20 protein-coding genes are annotated in these 18,239 nt (G+C 45.9%); 6 read left to right on the top strand and 14 right to left on the bottom strand.

All coding sequences use genetic code 11. The features are described from left to right. Window positions 1–3: 3 nt before the first annotated feature. The 3 genes from ACRD6K_RS13050 to ACRD6K_RS13040 all read right to left on the bottom strand — a co-directional run bounded on the left by ACRD6K_RS13050 (window position 4) and on the right by ACRD6K_RS13040 (window position 2,164). Window positions 4–501: a hypothetical protein gene (locus ACRD6K_RS13050; protein ID WP_430973589.1), complete on the bottom strand. Its 498-nt coding sequence runs from the start codon at window positions 499–501 to the stop codon at window positions 4–6. A gap of 197 nt (window positions 502–698) precedes the next feature. Beyond that, a complete protein-coding gene (locus ACRD6K_RS13045; RefSeq protein WP_430973588.1) occupies window positions 699–1,214 on the bottom strand; it encodes an O-acetyl-ADP-ribose deacetylase in 516 nt (171 codons plus the stop codon). A gap of 50 nt (window positions 1,215–1,264) precedes the next feature. Continuing rightward, on the bottom strand, window positions 1,265–2,164 hold the full coding sequence (locus ACRD6K_RS13040) for an EamA family transporter (protein ID WP_299580091.1): 900 nt from the start codon (window positions 2,162–2,164) through the stop codon (window positions 1,265–1,267). A gap of 207 nt (window positions 2,165–2,371) precedes the next feature. Here ACRD6K_RS13040 and ACRD6K_RS13035 point away from each other — a divergent pair, with 207 nt between their 5' ends. Both ACRD6K_RS13035 and ACRD6K_RS13030 read left to right on the top strand, forming a co-directional pair. After that, the gene (locus tag ACRD6K_RS13035; protein WP_430973587.1) at window positions 2,372–3,790 is read left to right on the top strand and encodes a porin family protein; all 1,419 of its coding nucleotides are present in this window, start codon (window positions 2,372–2,374) and stop codon (window positions 3,788–3,790) included. A 13-nt stretch (window positions 3,791–3,803) separates the two neighbouring features. Continuing rightward, complete coding sequence (locus ACRD6K_RS13030) at window positions 3,804–5,129, top strand: WD40/YVTN/BNR-like repeat-containing protein (protein ID WP_430973586.1); 1,326 nt, start codon at window positions 3,804–3,806, stop codon at window positions 5,127–5,129. A gap of 34 nt (window positions 5,130–5,163) precedes the next feature. Here ACRD6K_RS13030 and ACRD6K_RS13025 read toward each other — a convergent pair whose 3' ends face one another. The 10 genes from ACRD6K_RS13025 to ACRD6K_RS12980 all read right to left on the bottom strand — a co-directional run bounded on the left by ACRD6K_RS13025 (window position 5,164) and on the right by ACRD6K_RS12980 (window position 14,993). After that, window positions 5,164–5,442: a hypothetical protein gene (locus ACRD6K_RS13025; RefSeq protein WP_299580100.1), complete on the bottom strand. Its 279-nt coding sequence runs from the start codon at window positions 5,440–5,442 to the stop codon at window positions 5,164–5,166. 6 nt (window positions 5,443–5,448) lie between these two features. Continuing rightward, the gene (locus tag ACRD6K_RS13020) at window positions 5,449–6,456 is read right to left on the bottom strand and encodes a phosphotriesterase family protein (RefSeq protein WP_299580103.1); all 1,008 of its coding nucleotides are present in this window, start codon (window positions 6,454–6,456) and stop codon (window positions 5,449–5,451) included. Window positions 6,457–6,513: 57 nt separating this feature from the next. Next, window positions 6,514–6,987: an MgtC/SapB family protein gene (locus tag ACRD6K_RS13015; protein WP_299580106.1), complete on the bottom strand. Its 474-nt coding sequence runs from the start codon at window positions 6,985–6,987 to the stop codon at window positions 6,514–6,516. A 90-nt stretch (window positions 6,988–7,077) separates the two neighbouring features. After that, window positions 7,078–7,269 carry a CsbD family protein gene (locus ACRD6K_RS13010; RefSeq protein WP_299580109.1) on the bottom strand — a complete coding sequence of 64 codons (192 nt, stop codon included), beginning with the start codon at window positions 7,267–7,269 and terminating at the stop codon, window positions 7,078–7,080. A gap of 87 nt (window positions 7,270–7,356) precedes the next feature. Beyond that, the gene (locus ACRD6K_RS13005) at window positions 7,357–7,674 is read right to left on the bottom strand and encodes a hypothetical protein (protein WP_430973585.1); all 318 of its coding nucleotides are present in this window, start codon (window positions 7,672–7,674) and stop codon (window positions 7,357–7,359) included. 25 nt (window positions 7,675–7,699) lie between these two features. Next, window positions 7,700–8,338 (bottom strand): nitroreductase family protein, encoded by a 639-nt coding sequence (locus ACRD6K_RS13000; RefSeq protein ID WP_430973584.1) that lies wholly within the window; start codon window positions 8,336–8,338, stop codon window positions 7,700–7,702. Window positions 8,339–8,588: 250 nt separating this feature from the next. Further along, window positions 8,589–9,506, bottom strand: coding sequence for a DMT family transporter (locus ACRD6K_RS12995; protein ID WP_430973583.1), 918 nt, complete (start codon window positions 9,504–9,506; stop codon window positions 8,589–8,591). A gap of 158 nt (window positions 9,507–9,664) precedes the next feature. Next, a complete protein-coding gene (locus ACRD6K_RS12990; RefSeq protein WP_430973582.1) occupies window positions 9,665–11,689 on the bottom strand; it encodes a thioredoxin domain-containing protein in 2,025 nt (674 codons plus the stop codon). A gap of 95 nt (window positions 11,690–11,784) precedes the next feature. Continuing rightward, window positions 11,785–12,573, bottom strand: a complete 789-nt coding sequence (locus ACRD6K_RS12985; protein ID WP_430973581.1) for a PhzF family phenazine biosynthesis protein — start codon at window positions 12,571–12,573, stop codon at window positions 11,785–11,787. 2 nt (window positions 12,574–12,575) lie between these two features. Beyond that, window positions 12,576–14,993 carry a TonB-dependent receptor gene (locus ACRD6K_RS12980; protein ID WP_430973580.1) on the bottom strand — a complete coding sequence of 806 codons (2,418 nt, stop codon included), beginning with the start codon at window positions 14,991–14,993 and terminating at the stop codon, window positions 12,576–12,578. 96 nt (window positions 14,994–15,089) lie between these two features. Here ACRD6K_RS12980 and ACRD6K_RS12975 point away from each other — a divergent pair, with 96 nt between their 5' ends. From ACRD6K_RS12975 to ACRD6K_RS12965, 3 genes are read left to right on the top strand one after another with little or no spacing between them, the layout of a single operon-like run. Then, a complete protein-coding gene (locus ACRD6K_RS12975) occupies window positions 15,090–15,503 on the top strand; it encodes a hypothetical protein (RefSeq protein ID WP_430973579.1) in 414 nt (137 codons plus the stop codon). 21 nt (window positions 15,504–15,524) lie between these two features. After that, entirely contained in the window at window positions 15,525–15,938 is a 414-nt protein-coding gene (locus tag ACRD6K_RS12970) for a hypothetical protein (RefSeq protein WP_430973578.1), read from the top strand. Window positions 15,939–15,940: 2 nt separating this feature from the next. Further along, window positions 15,941–16,120: a hypothetical protein gene (locus ACRD6K_RS12965; RefSeq protein WP_299580136.1), complete on the top strand. Its 180-nt coding sequence runs from the start codon at window positions 15,941–15,943 to the stop codon at window positions 16,118–16,120. Here the strand turns inward: ACRD6K_RS12965 and ACRD6K_RS12960 are convergent. Further along, on the bottom strand, window positions 16,117–16,764 hold the full coding sequence (locus ACRD6K_RS12960) for a YkgJ family cysteine cluster protein (RefSeq protein WP_430973577.1): 648 nt from the start codon (window positions 16,762–16,764) through the stop codon (window positions 16,117–16,119). The genes ACRD6K_RS12965 and ACRD6K_RS12960 overlap by 4 nt on opposite strands. A gap of 205 nt (window positions 16,765–16,969) precedes the next feature. Here ACRD6K_RS12960 and ACRD6K_RS12955 point away from each other — a divergent pair, with 205 nt between their 5' ends. Beyond that, window positions 16,970–18,211 carry a class 1 isoprenoid biosynthesis enzyme gene (locus ACRD6K_RS12955; protein ID WP_430973576.1) on the top strand — a complete coding sequence of 414 codons (1,242 nt, stop codon included), beginning with the start codon at window positions 16,970–16,972 and terminating at the stop codon, window positions 18,209–18,211. Window positions 18,212–18,239: the final 28 nt, after the last annotated feature.

Here is an 18,239-nt window from a genome sequence, read left to right as displayed (position 1 = left end):
AATTCAGGCTTCACCTAAAAATACACGTATGGTTAAGCCAAAGTCATCGGTTCTGAAATGAAATTTATTCACCATATTCAGCATCGGCTTCCAGTCGAGCGAAAAGCTAATCGGTGCATCATTAATACAGTATTCGAGCCCCCCAATGGCATTGATTCCAAAAGCCGTATACTTACCGTCTTCGCTATACCAAGGGTGAAGGTTACTTTTCAAGTTCCAGTGGCCAATATACGCACCACCGCCGTAATACCAGTTGAATCTTTTTTGTTTAAACAGGTCGTTATGTACTTCATATATGGCTTGGTAAAGCGAGCCGTTCCAGCGTGAAGCAATACTTAGCTCCAGGGCTTGGCTGGATGAGACAAACTGCCTGACGGTTAATCCGGCCATTGGGCCGGCCCGAAAGCCAATGGCGGTACGGTAATCCCGCTGGGCCTGACCGTCTTTTAAACCAATACAACAAGTTAAAACAAGGAAAAGTAACACGTAAATTGTTCTCATGGAAGTTTTTAGATTTTGAATTTAAGTTTGAAATGTCAATTGTTGTGCCGAAAATGAATACGGTTTTGTCAATCGCTTGTCGTCTGCTTTGGAGTCATAGCTGTGGTTGTGCCGGAATTTCCGTTTTTATCATTTTGAGAAACAGCTCTCTTAATCCCGAAGCAGCATAGAAGCGACGGACTCCGTCTTATTAACTTTTAATGGCCTGTTTGGTTGAGCAGCTTCGTGTAAATTTCGTAATTCTCATCATCATACACGCAGAAGGTAATTTCCTCAAACCAATCATCGTTTTCCAGAAAATTACGAACCGTTTCGATGGCAATCTCGGCAGCCAGTTGCTTGGGAAAGGCGTACACGCCAGTGCTGATATTTGGGAAAGCAAGGGTTTTTAGCTGATGTTCCCGGGCCAGTTTTAAGCTTGAAAGGTAGGCCGAGGCCAACAATTCCTTTTCTCCGATTTCGCCCCCATGCCACACCGGTCCTACCGTATGTATTACGTAGCGTGAAGGAAGTCGGTAGCCCATGGTTATCTTGGCTTGTCCGGTTTCGCAGCCGTTGAGTTTTTTACATTCTTCAAGCAGTTTGGGACCCGCTACCCGGTGAATGGCACCATCAACTCCGCCACCGCCCAGCAGGCTTCGGTTGGCCGCATTCACTATGGCATCAACGTGCATTTCGGTGATGTCGCCCTGGTAAAGTTCAATTCGATTCATAGTCCAAATGTTTTGGGGATGAGTTTACAAAGGTCCAACGACCTTCTGCACTAACTTCCCAGACTAATCAACAAAATTCCGGCTAAAATTCCAAGCAGGTAGATGCCCTTTTGGCGAATATTGTGTTCATGAAACAGTAAAGCTCCAGTGGCAAAGGCTACCAAGACACCGCCTCGGCGTAAAGCTGAGATGACAGAAATCATGGAATCCTCGTAGCTTAAGGCATAAAAGTAGGCGAAGTCAGCCAGGAGCAGGAATACGCCAATGGCCGGAATGCTCCAGCGCCAATGAAAAGGAATACGTTTGCTTTTGGGGCGCGACCAGCGAACAACGGCCAGCACCGGTAGCATAACCACAACCTGGTAGAACGAAAACCACGCCTGCACGGCCAGCCGGTCAATTTGCCGGATGATATATTTGTCGTACAATCCGCTGGAGGCACCAAGCAATGTGGCACCAACCACAAAAAGCACCCAGGTGTTTTTCCGAAAATGAATGCCTTCCAGTTTGCCGGCGGTTGAAAGCAGGTAGAAAAAAATCAGGGTGGTAATTACCCCAGCCCACTGAAGTGCGTTCAGGTTTTCCTGAAAAAGCAAGATTGCTCCAACTAAAGTCCATATGGGGCCCGTTGCCCGGATGGGCGTGACGATGGTGATAGGCAGGTGTTTTAAGGCGCTGAAAGCTAAAATCCAGCTAGAAACGACCAAGAGTGTTTTTAAAAGGATAAGACCGTGTTCGCGCGCTGTAATGGCAGGAACATATAAGTGGATGGATTGGAAAAAGTCGGGGAACAGGAACGATCCAACAGTTGGTGGAAGAAACAGGAGGGCCCCGGTGATGGCCGAAATCAGCAACACCGGGAAAACAGCATTGCCGTTGACCGATAACTTTTTGAAGACATCATAAATTCCAAGTAAAAAAGCCGACAATAAGGCCAAAAGTACCCACATAGTTTCTGAATCGTTTATTGAGTGGGCAAAGCTATAAGCTTATTTTGGAACAGGCTGTAGTCGGACGGTAAGGACATCCAAGGTTTAATTATTCCTTAATTCGTGCCAATGCTGTTGTATTTGACTTGATTATGTAAGTTCAAGAAAACCAAGTCTTGACGCAACCATTTCTAGGTGTTGTTCATCAGCTATACAAACCATTGCTTTATGAAAAAAATCTTAACTCTTATTGCAGGGGTATTTTTTCTAACCTTTGGCAATTCCCTTCAGGCTCAGAAACTACGAGTGGGGGTGTATTCCGGAACCAGCTTTTCGAATCTTAATGGAAATCTACAACATGATAAGTGGCTAGCCAAACCCGGATCAACAGCGGGATTAATGCTCAATTATAGGTTGAATGAACGGGTAGCTCTCCAAACCGAAGTTGGTTTCGTTTCTTATTACTACAAACAGCTTCGTCGTTATGAGGCGACTTATCCGGATGACATTTTCCCAGTGCCTACAGAGTCGTACAATGCAAACTACGGAATTATTGGACCGCCAATATATGTTCCGGGAAACCAGTTATGGGATTACCAGTTTTTGCGTGTGCCCTTGATGTTGAAGTATAAGACATCAACAAGACTGGAGCTGGAACTGGGAGCCGGAATGTTTTATTCTTTTTTGATCAACGATGAGTTTACCGGGAAGGATCGGGATCTATTGCCCCCGACACAGGATGAGCAGATGGATCATTACGATTGGGGGTACTTATTTTCGGCTGGAATTTCTTATCCGCTTACTTCGCAACTTAGCCTGTTTATGGATGGACGTTATGCTGTTGGTCTTAATGAGTTTTTATCTGGTTATGAAGGAAAGAACGAGGGAAGTGAGTTGAATTTTGGTATTCGCTATGCATTGAAAAGCGAAAAAACAACGCTGGGAAATGGGGTTGCAGGAGCAGCGGAATACCACGTTTCGCGATGGCGGGCAGTGCCACGGCTGGGCTATAACCTGAATTCAATTCGGAATAAAAGTGACAACCATAGCTACGAATCGCACCAAGGATTTTCAGCAGGACTTAGCCTGAGCTATCAGTTGGGCAATGGCCTTTCCATGATGAGTGATGTTTTGTTTGACCGTCGGGGGTATTGTGTTGAGGGAGAAAGTCCCTATGCTTATCGTTTGGCCTATGCTGATCATTCTAATGCATACAATCAGGTAGATGCTAAGGTTGATTTGGACTATCTTTCTTTGCCTGTTTATCTGCGTTTGGGCCATGAGGATGAGTTGGGATTTTTTATTGATTTTGGCGCGTATGTTGCTTTTATGATGAATGCGACAAGCAAAGGCGATATTTATTACGAATACGCTGACAATAATAACTACCGCTATGTAAGAACTTATGTGCATGATGCTGTTGAGGGCAACTTTAACAACAAAGATGCGGGGTGGCTCGTGGGTATGGGCTACAGCCTGGAGCTTTTTCAGGCCTGGGTGTTGAGTTTAGAAACCCGATATACGCACGGGGTACTGGATATCCTGGATGAAAAGCTTTCTATAGGTTATGAGGGGAGTGAAAAGTTCAGAAACAGCTCTCTGACACTTTCAGCAGGATTGTGCATTCCATTGTTCCAGTCAAACTAAAAAAACAAAACCAATGAACTATTTAAATGAAAAAGGATTTTGGCATAGAATCGTTCGAAAGTGCTTGTTTTTAGGTATTTTAATGATAGTTTGTGGGGCTTGTGACCGGTATGTGGGGCCAGCTACTCAATCGCTTATTAAGCTTCACCATGTTTTGCAAGGCGATCAGCAAGTTGGTCTTGTCGGAGAATACCTTGATAATAAGGTTGGTTTGCAATTGATGGATCAACTGCATCAGGATAATGGCAACTATCCGATGGAGCTGGAGGTGCTTACCGGCGGCGGGCAGTTGGATGATCAACGGCTATTTTCTGATGCAGAAGGACAGGTTTTTACTGGATGGAAGCTGGGAGATACGTCGGGCAAACAAATGGCCCGTTTGCATTTGTTTAGTCGGCAAGGGGAATTGTTGAATCAGATTGATTTAACAGCTTATGCTTTGAAAAAGCAGGAATGGAGTGAGGTGGATTTCAAGCCACACAATGATTTTGAGGATGTGATTTTTGATGTTGAAAATCAATTGACCCTCGCAGTTGCAGGATGTAAGCTTTACAGGCAGGGAGCACAACCGTACCAGTGGGATCAAGTGTATGTGGAAGGTGCAGGGTGCGATGCAAGTAGTCTGGAGGTTGATTCCCATGGCAATATCTATCGGGTAGGCTGGGGAGGACCCTTGTTTCGAAGTTCTGATCAGGGAGAAAGCTGGCAGGAGCTTACCCACCCTTATGGAGCCGATGGTGCCTTTGACTTTCATGTAAGTGAGAATGACTATTTGTGGACTTTTAGCTGGCAAAGGGGGATCAAACACTCTGTTGATGGCGGGCAAACCTGGATTGAAGACTATGAGGGCATGGATCCTATGCAGGAGCTAGTAGACGTTTGCAGTCTGGCCGACGGGACAATCTTTTTACTGACGCAGGTCGAGTTGAATTATACGCTACACAGATCAACCAATGGAGGTACGGTTTGGGAAGTAATAGAGCAATCGCCTTTACTTCAGCGGTTGTACCTTACCGAAGAAAATGAGTTGATTAAGTTAATGCGCGATCAGGGATACAACGCTTTTTATGTCTATAAATCAGCGGATGCAGGACTTAATTGGCAACGAGTTTTTCAGGACTCCGGACATACCAATTACCGGGAAAACCAGATTTTTGTGAAAGTCGGAGAGTATTATTACATGGCTGTTGTAGTAGGCGGTGTTTACCGTACGCACGATTTTATGGACTTTGAAAAGGTGTCAGCTTTGGATATCAGGCAGCTGTTTGCCGATCATCGCGGCAACCTCCTTGGAATGGGAGGTTGGTACCACGATAAGGCCTACTATTATTTGCAATAGATCAAGCTTCTGGTTTGGCAGGTTGGTTTGAGTGCTACCGGCATTTTTTGGAGCTGGCACCGCCGCCTCCCCAAAACAGCATTACCCCTAGCAGGAAGCCAAAGTTGTACCAGCCGCCGGTGTTGGGAAAAGCGTAAATTTCATAGTCGGTAAACAAGCTGGCAATAAAGCTGAACAGGATAATGAATCCATGCAGCAGGCCGTGTAAAAATCCGGGAGGGTTGGTCACGTTGCCGATTGATTGGGTGGCACAGGCCGAAAAGAGAAACAAGGAGATCAATAGAAAAAGGCTTGGATACAAAATTTTTTTCATGGTGTTTTAGTTTGATTGGGAGATTAATCGTTTGGTAACCGTAAATGCTTTGGCCGGGTTGTGAATCAGCAACTGGTCAATATCAGCAGCCGTAAAATCGTTGGCTTTCAGGTTGGGGATCAGGGTTTCAAAAATCGGCGTATAGGGCTGAATGGTTTTGCCTGGCTGATTAGGATCGTACCAACCGGCATCGTGCGAAATTAAAACCTTATCCAATACCCCTTGTTTTTTCAGATAACCCAGGACTTCACCTTTTAAGAATTCTTCATCCCAGCCATATTTATCAAGTGAAATCCAGGCCCCCATTTGGGCAGCTGTTACCAGCTTGGTCCAGTCTTCTTCATCACTGGCATGTGTCCAGATAAAGGCTTCGGGAGCAACGCCTTCAGCTGAAAGGATTTTCAATTGCTGAAAAGCAGGCAATGCAGGTCCGGTGTGCGACATGATGGTCAATCCGGTAGCTTTATGGGCGATGGCGGCGGCACGCACCAACTTGACGTGAAAGTTTGATAACGGCTTTCTGTCGACAGCTGTTTTTATAAATCCGGGACGAACGCCGGAGGCTTCAATACCTTGTTCAAACTCGGCAATGTAAAAGGCCGCAATAGCTTCAGCAGGCATGTCAAACACATGTTTGGGGATGAACTTATTGTTTTGAGCACCATAAAAACCGGTGTTGGTTAGGATATTTAAGCCCGTTGCATCAGCCAGGTTCTTAAGCAAGACCACATCGCGGCCAACAAATTGCGGAGTGCATGCTATAAACGATTGGACACCATGGTGTTTTAGTTTTTCCAATTCAGGCAAAATTCGGTTGAAAGCTTCCTGTCGGTTGTAGTTCTCGGGGTGATAATTCTCGGCTCCCGAAAAGTCCACCAGGATATGTTCATGTTCCAGTGTTTTTCCAAGTGCTTGGGGTGGAATAATGCCATTGACGGTGATGATATTACCTTCGGGCTGACGGGAGCAAGCCAGCATAAAAATCAGCATAAAAAGAAAAGGGAGTTGTCGCATGTCCTTCGTTTTCAATCAAAGATAGGTGATTCTTCTTGTAGGTCAATTCGGTACGTGTTATTTTTTACGTTTGGAAAACAGTGCTTTTAGTCTTTGCCAATGGTGAAGGGAGTTGATGAGTAGGCCAATTAGTGCCAGGCCCAATGCGATGATGTATGCTTTTAAAGCCACGGCAATGCCTATTCCCGTGGAGTAAAGCAGAATGGAGGCGGTAGTTAAGTTCTGGACGGTGTTTTCTTCTTTGGATTTCAGAATAGTGCCGGCACCAATGAAGCTGATGCCCACAATAATGGCTTGAAGAATCCGGATGGGATCAACACGGATTAAGTCACTTTCGATGCTCGATTGGATGAAGTTGCTGAGGTTGGGACTGATCGAAACAAAAAAGCAGGATATGCTACCAACAATCATGTTGGTGCGCAACCCTGCCGGTTTTGAAAGCTTTTCTCTTTCCAGACCAATAAGGCTTGAAAGAACGGCGGCAATAAGCACGTCAAGCAAAATCCAGAGTTGATTTTCGTAGCCCACCATAAACTTTCTTTTTGAGGTTATTCAACCTTGTCATCCGAAGGCAGGCAGGCTCTTTAGTTAAGAGTTCTTTCCTGCCAGGAGTTTTCATCGTTAGAGCTGATCGATAAAGTTTTTAATCTGCTGTTTGGTTTCACCTGTTTTTTGTTGAATCCGGCCCAGGAGTTCATCTTCCAGCCCTTCCTGATAATTCAGGTCGTCTTCTGTTAATACGGCATACTTCTGCTTGAGTTTTCCTTTAATGGTATTCCAGTTTCCTTTAATCTTGTCTGTTGTTGCACTCATAGTGTTTCAATTTTTTAAAATTTCTGGCTGAGATTTTTTAGAAATCATCAGCTTGCTCAGCCTTCTGTTATTGTGCTGATGTTTCTTTTATTCAAATTGTTTTTGGTCGATGCTGTTCATGAATTTTGAGGTTACGGCTGAACCGCCTGCCCCATAGGAGTCTACCACGGTTCCTTTTGTTCCCGACTTGGTTTGTACGGCATATACAATGCTCATGTCTGACGGGTTGGTTGCTCCTTCAAAGCGATGGAATTCATGCAGTTCAACTTCGGATGGCGGGTAGTGTCTGGTTCTGTTTTCTTCCAACTGCCCGTATTCGTTCACCCTGAAGTTGTGGGTATAACCTCTTTTGTCCAGCTCCTTCAGGGCTTCTACCATAGTGGCGTATTGATTGTTTTTATTCATGATTTCATGTTTTTAACGTGCTTTTCTAATCTTTTTCGTGAGGCGCGAAATAGGGAACTTCCCATTGGGCGCCAAATACAAACTGCTCTACTTTGTGGCGGGGTGATCTTTTAAGTTCTTTTTCCTGAAGGTCATCTGGCAGTTGATCCGGATCGCCCAAGGAGCCAATGACAAACATGGCTGCCGGTTCGTAATTAGCCGGAACTTGAAAATGATGAATGACTTTATCTGTTGAAAAACCGCCCATTTGGTGAATAAACAAGTTGAGGCTGGCGGCCATGAAGGTGACTGTGGCCATAAATGCACCGGAGTCGTACAGATGATGGCGATTGTACTTGTCATTTCGGCTAAAGTGCTTTTTACCAAGAATAACTCCGAGACAAGGTGCCGTTTGTACCCATTTCTGATTGAATTCACCCAGACAGTCAAATAATTGAGGATAGTGTTCATCCTGTTTGCGGGCAAAAATAACCCGCCAGGGCTGCTCGTTAAAACAGGACATGCTGGTTTTTCCGGCATCAAATAGCTTGAAAATAGTTTCGTTTGGAATCGCTTCATCTGAAAATGCCCGTGGACTCCAACGACCTTCAATTAGCTCCTGAAAGCAGCTTTCTCTATTTACGTCGGATATGATATTTTTCTTTGTGGAATTCTCTCGCTTCATGCTCCGTACCTCGTTTTTTGTTTCACTTTAAAAAGTGAAAAAACCTTGCCAAACTCAGTCTGGAGTGTTGTTTGTTGCCTGTAGGTTGCTTATTAGTAGTGTGATGTGTGGGATTGGGTAGTAGTTGAGTCTGTCCCTTTTTTAGGTTATCTGAAGATGAAAGTGTGGAAATGTAGAACTAATTCCCCGATCCGGCTATTCTGATTTTAGTCTGAAACAGACAGGGCAAGTACTTGTACGGTAATCCAATTCAGCGCTTTGAAGCGGAGGTTCTTTTTTTGCGTCCAACAACAAGAACAGCACCACACAGAATAATAATGGCTCCCAAGAGTGAAAGCAGCGAAAATTGCTCTCCTTCAATCCAGGAAACTTCCATTTTGGTCAGTATGCCCATGACGATAAAAGTAATCATCGGATTCAGAATAATGATGATGCTTACCTTGTTGGCTTCCGTGTATTTTAAGGCTTGTGCCAGGCTGCCATAGGCAATCAGAGTGTTTAGTCCGAGGAAAATTAAGATGGCCCACCAAACCCAACTTAGCTGAAGCAAAGGGGCAAAATCGACAAATGGCAGGTAAATAAGTGCCGGAAAACCAAACAGAAATAAGTTTAAGCTTGCCGTTGAGTGGCTAAGCACCAGACGCTTTTGAAGGATGGCATACACCGACCAGGCCATGGCTCCACTGAGGGTGAGTAATATGCCGAGATTGTATTCGCTCTCCTGTCCAATCATCAATTTAATTTGCTGACTGTAGAAGAAGGCAAAGCCGACCGCAGCGACAAGGAAGCCAACAAGCTGGAGTTTGCGTATTTTTTCTTTAAAAAGAATGACACTGGCCAGTGCGAGCAAAATGGGACCGGTTTGGATGATTAGCTGGGCATTGCTCGGAGTGGTATAATGAATGCCAAGCATGAAGCCTAGGTAATTCCACGACAAGGCCATGGCGGCAAAAACCAACAGCCAAGGAGGACGAGCCAGTATGCGCATACTTTGAGGTTGGTGTGCTAACTGCCAGCCAGCCAGTAAAACAAAGGCTATGGCAAAACGAAACCAAACAATGGTTTGTGGTGCCACCTGCTGAACGGCTATCTTCAGGAAAATAGCCAGAAACCCCCAGAAGAAAGCGGTTACAACAGCGTATAGAATTCCTTTTTGATTGTTTGTCATGCCTGAATGCGGATCGGTTACTACTTCATCATTGCTGGCCCTCTGCAGAAATTGCTTGATAAGCAAAATGCCTGCGAAGAGCCGAGCAAAGATAAGACTGTTTTTGAGATTGAGGGCGTTGCCTTTTGGGGGTTTGTGCTGCTATATAAAGCACATGTTTACGGTAGAAGTAATTTTAATGTTTCTGAAACCAACTCGGATGGAAGCTGGCAGCTGCTATTCTGACAAACATAAAGCCAGGTTTTGGAAGGACTAAACCGGTTTTTTAGCAGAGGAAGGGGGCTGGCTGCTGTACTGGCGCAAAACAGGCAGTGGGGCAAGTAGTGTTTTTGCAGCTCCTTGAGCTTTTCTAAAGCCTGTTGGCCAACAAGCGCCACCTCGTAGTGCTTGCTGGTGAGGCTGAGCGCCAATTGCATCCAGTTGGAATAGCCGGATGGATAAACTTTAAAATCTTCGACCAGTTTCTCAAGCATGCCTTCTGCCAATTTCTGGTAGTTCTGCTCTCCGATGAAATGCCCCAGTCGAAACAAGTTGTTTGCCATTACGGAGTTGGAGGCTGGAATCACATTATCATGCACCTCAATGCTGCGGGTGATGACATCCGTTTGTGTTTCAGCCGTAAAATAGAAGATGTTCTTTTCAAGGTCGTAAAATAACTCAAAGGTTTTGTGGGTTAGCTGCTGCGCGTCGTTCAGGTAGCTGCTGTTGCCGGTTGTTTCAAACAGGTCAATCAAGGCCTGAATCAAACAGGCATAGTCTTCCAGAAAACCGTCAATTTTGCTGGTTTCGTTTTTATAGGAATGCCTCAGAAGACCAGAGGAGGTCAGTTGTTTTTCTTTCAGAAACTGAAGGTTTCTTTCGGCTAAGTGCAGGTAGACATTTTCACCAAAGGCCCGGTAAGCGGCTACTAAGCCTGAAATGGTCAACGCATTCCACGAGGTCAGTATTTTATCGTCAAGCCCCGGCCGGATGCGTTGTTCACGTACCGCGAGAAGTTTTTGTTGCCAGTTTTTTACGCGTTGTTTGAGTTCGTTCAACGACAAGCCGTGTTTGGTTGCAAAGGTTTCGTCGGATTGTTGGCGCAGCAGGATGTAATTTTCGTGCTCCCAATAACCGTTTTCATTGACCTGGTAATAATCGGAAAATAAGGGAAATTCGGTTTGCAGTAAATCCTGAAGTTCCTGTTTTTGCCACACATAAAATTTACCTTCTTCGCCTTCGCTGTCCGCATCCAACGAAGAGTAAAAACCGCCCTCCGGCGAGTGCAGCTCTCGCTCAATAAAAGCAATGGTTTGCTGGACGACTTGCTGGTAAAGCGGGTTTTGTGTCTTTTGAAAGGCCTGCGAATAAATGCTCAACAGTTGTGCGTTGTCGTAAAGCATCTTTTCAAAATGGGGCACTTTCCAATAGCTGTCAGTGGAGTAGCGGGCAAATCCGCCGCCAATTTGGTCGTAAAGGCCCCCGCGAGCCATTTTTTCCAAAGTGGTTTCAACAAAGGCAAGCGTTTCGTGGTCGTTCATCTGGTGTGCCCAGCGCAGCAAGAATTGCAGGTTGTTGGGCATCATGAATTTCGGAGCTCCTTTTTGACCTCCTTCAAGCTGATCAAAGTTTTGTTTCCAGCGGGAAACAGCCTGTTTCAGTTGATGAATGTCCAACGGCTGAGGTGTTTGGCTGACGGGAATCAGGTTGCTTTCCCTTATTCCTTGGCTGAGACGTTCTGCATAGGCTTCGGTTTTATCGGGGTTTTGCAGATGAAAGGCCTGGATTTGCTGCAGGGCATCTACCCACACTTCTTTCTGAAAATAGGTCCCTCCCCAAATGGGGCGGCCGTCGGGCAGGGCAATGGCATTCAAAGGCCATCCGCCACGCTGAGTCATTAGCTGGACGGCACTCATGTAAATTTGATCCACATCAGGCCGTTCTTCCCGGTCAACTTTGACGCACACAAAATGGGTATTCATGACCTGGGCGACATCCGGATCTTCAAATGATTCGTGCTCCATGACATGACACCAGTGGCAGGCGGCATAACCAATGCTAATGAGCAGAAGTTTATTCTCGTTCTTCGCCCGAAGCAGGGCTTTTTCGCCCCAAGGCATCCAATGCACGGGGTTGTGTGCATGTTGCAAAAGGTAGGGCGATGTTTCGTGAATCAGTTCGTTGGTATAGGCGTGTTTTTCCATAGTCTTTCCATTCCTGAGCGGCCAACTGGCCGGTTTTGTTATTAAGCTGAAACACGGACCAGGAAGGAAAGTTTTTTGCGATGTTCTGGGCTTTGTTAGGAATCAATGAAAATTTCGCCCCGCAGGAAGGTTCCGGCTTTTCCGGCAATCAGAACCCGGTCGCCCTGCAAGGCGCATTGGAGTAGCCCCCCGCGTGAAGAAATTTGGCGGGCTGAAAGCTCTTGTTTTTGTAAGCGATCGGTCCAGTAGGGCATCAGTGTGGTGTGAGCTGAGCCAGTTACCGGATCTTCATCAATGCCTAAACCTGGAGCAAAAAAGCGACTAACAAAATCGGAGGTATTGCCCGGAGCCGTGACAATGATTCCGCGAACACCGGTATGTTTTAAGGTTCCGAAGTCGGGTTGCATTTGCTCCAGCTCGTGCTGACTGTCGTACACAAACAGGTAATCCGATTTTCCGAGGAAGCAGGCCCTGGGGGCTTTGCCTAAAGCCCGGATTAACTCGCGCGGTTCATCAATGGGCTGAATGGTATCTGCCGGAAAGTTGAGCTGGAGCATGTTGGCTGACTTTGTCACCGTTAATTTCCCGCTTCGGCTGCTAAAGGTGAGCGTGTCTTGTGGGTAGCTGGCTTCATTGAATATGACGTGTGCAGTGGCCAGGGTGGCATGTCCGCATAAGTCAACTTCGGCTTTTGGGGTGAACCAGCGAATTTCAAAGCCAGCTTTGGTGGGTACAAAAAAGGCTGTTTCTGACAGGTTGTTTTCCAACGCAATGGACTGCATCAGTGCATCGCTGAGCCATTCCTTCAGCGGAATAACAGCGGCGGGGTTACCCTGAAAAAGCTTTTCAGCAAAGGCATCAACCTGGAAAATGGGAAGTTTCATGATCAGAATTTTACGGTTAATTTGACGTTTAGTTTTCGGTCGGTCAGGTAATTAGGCACGGCAAATAGATCGCCGCTATTACTCGATACCCAAAAGTACGAAACTGTATTCCGAACACCAAGCAGGTTGAGGACTTCCAGGCTTAACCACAGGTCTTTGATGGGAGCGAGCAGCTTGGCCGCGCTGCGGTTTTGAGGGCTAATAATAATTTTGGAAAAGCCAATATCAATCCGTCGATACGGAGGCATTCGAAAAGTGTCCTGATGGCGTTCGCTGTTGGGAGGGCCAACAGGAAGCCGTGAGCCGTAAAACGCCGCCAGGTGCATTTTATAGCTGGGGTTTCCAGGGAAATAATCCTGAAAAAACAAGCTTAGGTTAAGTGTCTGATCGGTAGGTCGGGGAATCCAACCATACCCATCGCCTATAATATCTTCCTGAGTTTGTAGTAACGATACACTCACCCACGATTCAACCCCGCTCACAAATTCGCCATTCACTTTGAAGTCAAATCCGGCAGCGTAGCCCGTTGCTTCCTGGTCGCCCAGGTAGCGGATTTGAACATTGTCAACTTGGTAAGGAATCAAGTGTGAAAAGTATTTGTAAAACACCTCCGAGCTTAGTTTAAACGGGCGGTCCCAAGCCCGAAACAGGTAGTCGGTTCCCAGTACCAGTTGAGTTGACTTTTGCGCTTTTATCCGGGGATTGATGTTGCCGTCCCGGTCTTTCAGTTCTTTAAACAAAGCTGGCTGCTGGTAGCTTCCCCCGGCAAGTCGAAAGACAAGCCTGGATTGTTCCTTGGGGTAATAGCTGGCTGAAAAACGCGGACTCAGCAGCCATTCGTTGGTGTAGTTCCAGTAATTGAATCGAAGCCCGCCGGTCAGGTACAGTTCACCGTTTTTTATGGGTACGGCATAGGTGTCTTGCAGATGACCCGACAATCGCAGATTGTTCATCTGATTGTTGGTGTTGACCACACGAAACAGTTCTACCTTTTCATCCGAATAGGGCAGGGAGTAGCCGGTTGAGTCGCGTATCTCCCATTCATTGACACGGTCGTCAATGTTTTCCAGCTGGGCTTTGATCTCCCAGTTTAAAAGATGATTGGAACTGCTGTAAGCCCCCTTGTGCGCAAAGCTGACCACTCTGGCCGATAGCTTGTTTCGCGCATGATTCAGAAAAGAGCCAATTCCCAGATTGAGCACACTGTCTCCCGCAGATTCGGAAGCCATGTCCTGTTCAAGTTCGTTGAGGTAATAGCGTCCAAGAATATCGTAGTTTACTTCTTCCTTGGTTCGAAAGGCAGAGGCGATCAGCTTCAGGTTGAGCTTGCTGCTGGGATGGTAATTGGCTGACAGTGCGCCCAGCGTGGTGGCAAAGCGGTCTTTTTCTTGCCCGTCGAAGTAGATTTTGGTGTTGTAAACGGTTTGAAAGGTTCCGAAGCTTGTGGCACGGGTTTCGGGTTTGAAATGGTAATTGTTGGTGGCCAGGTTCCACAGAAAAGACAGGTCGAAGTGATCGGTAAAGTGGTAGGTGATGTAGGTTTGAATATCAATAAAATCGGGATTGTAATCTCCCTTCTCGTCCAGGCTTCCCAGCAAATAGCGGTTGGTTTTGTAGCGAACGCCACCGGTGTAGCTCAGTTTTTTGTTTTTGCTCAGGTCTTCCACGTGCAGCGAACCGCCCAGCAGGCTGCCGCTGGCACTGCCGCTGAATGCAAGGGGTTTTCGGTATTTGATATCCAGCACCGAAGCCATTTTGTCGCCGTAGCGGGCATCGAAGCCCCCTGCTGAAAACTCGATGGCTGATACCATGTCCGGATTGATAAAGCTAAGGCCTTCCTGCTGCCCGGAGCGAACCAGGAAAGGACGGTAGATTTCGATGTCATTAACGTACACCAGATTTTCGTCGAAATTGCCTCCGCGAACAGAATATTGTGAGCTAAGTTCGTTGTTGGAGGAAACGCCGGGCAGGGTTTTGATCAGCGTTTCAATACCGCTGGAAGAGGCATCGGGCAGCTGGTTGGCGAAAGCCGGGTCCAGGCGGGTCATGGTTCCGTGCCCATTTTTCCGGCGCGAAACCTGCACCTCGTCAATGGTGTTGGGCTGAATGCGAAGCTGGATATTCAACTCCAAACGCTCTTCTTGTTTGGCTTGTACGACCTTTTCAATGGCTTGGTAGCCCATAAACGAAAAAATCAAGGTAAGTTCCTTTTCTGCAGGAATGCGCAGCAGATAGTTGCCTTTAGAGTCGGTAACCGTTCCAAGCGGATAGTTTTTTATGGCAATGTTTGCCAGTTCGATGGCTTGCCCATTTTCGCCGGTCACCTTTCCCCATAGGGTTGCATTGTTTCGTTGGGCAACTAATTGGATTGAAAAAAGCAGGCTTGCCAGTAGCAGGAGAATAGGTTTTCCGGGTTTCATAAAAACAAAAATAATATTCTTTGTTCTATATCAGCTTATTCCAAATTGAATAATTGTACTTAACTTTAGATTTTATCGAACCTGTAAATAGCTGCTATGGAGCGTCGAGATTACTTGATTCATCAAATTCAGGAGATGGGGGCCTTTCTGGCTCGCCTGATTTTGAGACTTCAGAAGAAAGAGGTGCAGCCATCGGCTGAAATTGCTTCGGTGGCACACGAACTTGAGGATGAACTTGGTTTTAAGTTGAACGATCTGCTTTTTCTGGATAATGCCGCTTTTATTGAGCTTGTGCAGGAGAAGTTGTTGGCGGATGAAAATATGGAGCAATTTGCCGTTTTGCTGGAACAACTGGGAGATGTGGCTCTGGAGGATGAAACCTTTTTACGGCAGCAGATTTATTACCGAAAAGCCATGGAATTGCTTGTCTTTGTGGACCGAAACAGTCAAAGCTATTCCATGCAGCGACAACAACGCATTGTAACTATTCGTACCAAGTTAAATGCCTAAACCATTAAAATTTACCTGACGATGGCACAGAAACTCTCGAAACCTTTGAAAAAATACCGGAACGAGCTTGTGGGGTTGGTCACCCGTAGTAATGAGATCTTTGAAAAGCAACTGGCATACATCAGTGCCGGAGCTATTGGAGTGTCTATGGCTTTTGTTAAGGACGTAACGGGTGACTTGGAAGGCACCCGCTTTAAGTTGCTTTTGGTTGTGGGGTGGTTGTTGCTGGTGATTACCTTGCTGGTCAACCTGGCTTCTCATATATGGGCGAAAAATAAACACAATAAAACCATTGCTGAAATTGATGGCGGAAACTACAGTCGTGCCAATGCCCTTAAGCGATTGGAACAGATTGATCGGATCAACAGTTTAACGATTGCCACCCTTATCTTGGGAATTATTTCAATTGTCATGTTTATGACTTTAAACATCTAGTTATGAAAGAACAAAAAAAGCATCATGATTCATTCGTTCCTGAAGAGAATGAGGATAATTCGCTAAAAGGAAGTCCAGCTACCGACCGGGCTTTAGGTGGAACTACGCCACCTGAAGGAAGGGCAAAAACGGGACCGGTGGATCGAGGCTTGGGAGGTTCAACTCCTCCCGGAGACGACTAGCGGGGAGCAAGTAAATTCTGCAAGCCCTCTTCCATCCGAAATTCAGCGATTTCAATGTCTTTTTCTTTTAAGGCAGCCATAAATCCTTCATTCATCATGCGACCAGCCATCAGCGGAAAATCCAACAGGGCCGGGTAGTTGTCTTCGTTCTCCGGATTCTGATAAAACTCCCGGCAGGTACTGAGCTTCGTTGAAAGGTAAATGCGGCAGGCCATGGGGCGCGCTTCATATACCGAGCAGGCATTGTCTTTTAATAAGGGGCAAGGACTTTTGTAGTTCAGCATGGTTTGCTCTTCCAGTTTCGAGGTAGTCTGGTTTTTGGTGCGCGCCGTATCGTAAACATGTTGAATTTCCTCTTTCGGTAGTGTTTGCTGCATGAAATGGCCGAGGTAGTGCAATTCGTAGGAATTGGCAAAAACCGCCTGATGGCAACAGTAGCTGCATCCTTTTTGGCAATGAATAGGCATGTCTTGCTGTTTCGCTACCATAGCTATTGAATCAATCAATTGGTCAATGGCTTTGTATTGCTGTTTTAAGGCCTGAAACAAATCTTCCTCACGGTACCCGTTTTTCGCCGCCTTTTGGCCGAGTTGGTAACCATCATTAAAAAACAGCTGTTCATGTTCTGATAAAACTCGATCCATAGTTCATTTTATTTTGCTGCAATTTAACCATTCAAATTGAATATCTTACCCGGAGTGAACGCTGATTCCGAATAATAACGGGAATCAGATTTCGGGAACCGAGATTTATCGACTAATTTCTGACGTTTGTCGGATAGTTGAGGGAATTGTTGATGATTTTCACTTGATTTGATGAAAGAAATCGAAAAAACACGAAAGAAATAAAATGGAAATAAATCTGCTAACCAATCAATTTACCGATTTATGGTATCAAACTTCTGAAGCACAATCGGCTTGGGGCGCTCCGGTGAATCGGGAGGAGAAACAACGGAAAGAAGTTGTTGTGGATGCCTTTTTTAAGTCGATGAAAAAACTGGATGGGGACTTGCTGAAAGCCTATTCGGAATCGAATGCTTTGGATGGATTTGTGCTTGGCCAGCTGCGCGAGTTGTTTCAAAACGCGTTTTCATATGCGCATGAGGAGATTGATTTGATGTTCTCCGACGAGATGATGAAAGCGACGAAGGCTTTTATAAAACAAGCCCGTAAATTTGACTCGAAACTTCCTATTCAAAGTATTTTTCAGGCCTGCCGCAATGTCTGGATTATGACCGGCCTGCAGCTTATTCTAGGACGTCTGGTGGAGCTAACACCTTCTGTTTTTGCGTATAGCATGTTATATCCTTACACCGATAATTTTGTAGATGATCCTGAAATTTCAAGCAGCGAAAAGCAGGCCTTTAGCCTTCGCTTTGCCGAGCGGCTTGCAGGGAGAGCTGTTGATCCAATAAACGAACAGGAGCAAAAAATTTATGCTTTGGTAGGTATGATCGAAGGCCAGTACGACCGGCAGGAATATCCGCAGGTTTTTGATTCGCTTTTAGGGATTCATCAGGCGCAAACGCAAAGCATGGCGCTTTTTGGTCGGCAAGGAATGTCGGAGGAAGAGGCTATTCGTATATGCCTGGCCAAAGGAGGCGCATCGGTATTGGCTGATGGGTATTTAATTGCCGGGAGTTTAAGCGAAGAAGAAAAGTACTTCTTGTTTGGTTATGGTGCCTACCTGCAGTTGCTGGATGATGTTCAGGACGTGAAAGAAGATTTGGCGGATGGTTTGCTGACCGCTTTTTCGAAGGCGGCTCGAAATCAAAAACTGGATGCCATGATTTATAAAACTTACAACTTTGGCGAACAGGTTTTGACTGACTCTGCCAGCTTGTTGAGTCGGGTAGAACTTGACTTTAAAGGGTTGTTGCAGAAAAGTATTTTGTTGTTTTTTGTCGAGTCGGTTGCTGTGGATCAGCAATATTACAGCGCGTCTTTTCAGGCGCAGTTGGAAGAGGTGTCGCCCTTGTCTTTTGGTTTTGTGCGCGACCGGCATAATTTCTTTACACCGCAAAAGCATGTGTTGTTGGCGCAGTTGGAAAGACGTGTTTTTGCTGCACAACTCAATACCGTGGAGGGGTAAGCAGCTGGAGTTTTATGGAGAAAAGGAT

Origin of the sequence: Sunxiuqinia rutila (assembly GCF_050589705.1) — a bacterium.
Lineage (GTDB): Bacteria > Bacteroidota > Bacteroidia > Bacteroidales > Prolixibacteraceae > Sunxiuqinia > Sunxiuqinia rutila.
This window is presented reverse-complemented; position numbering and strand designations above follow the sequence as displayed.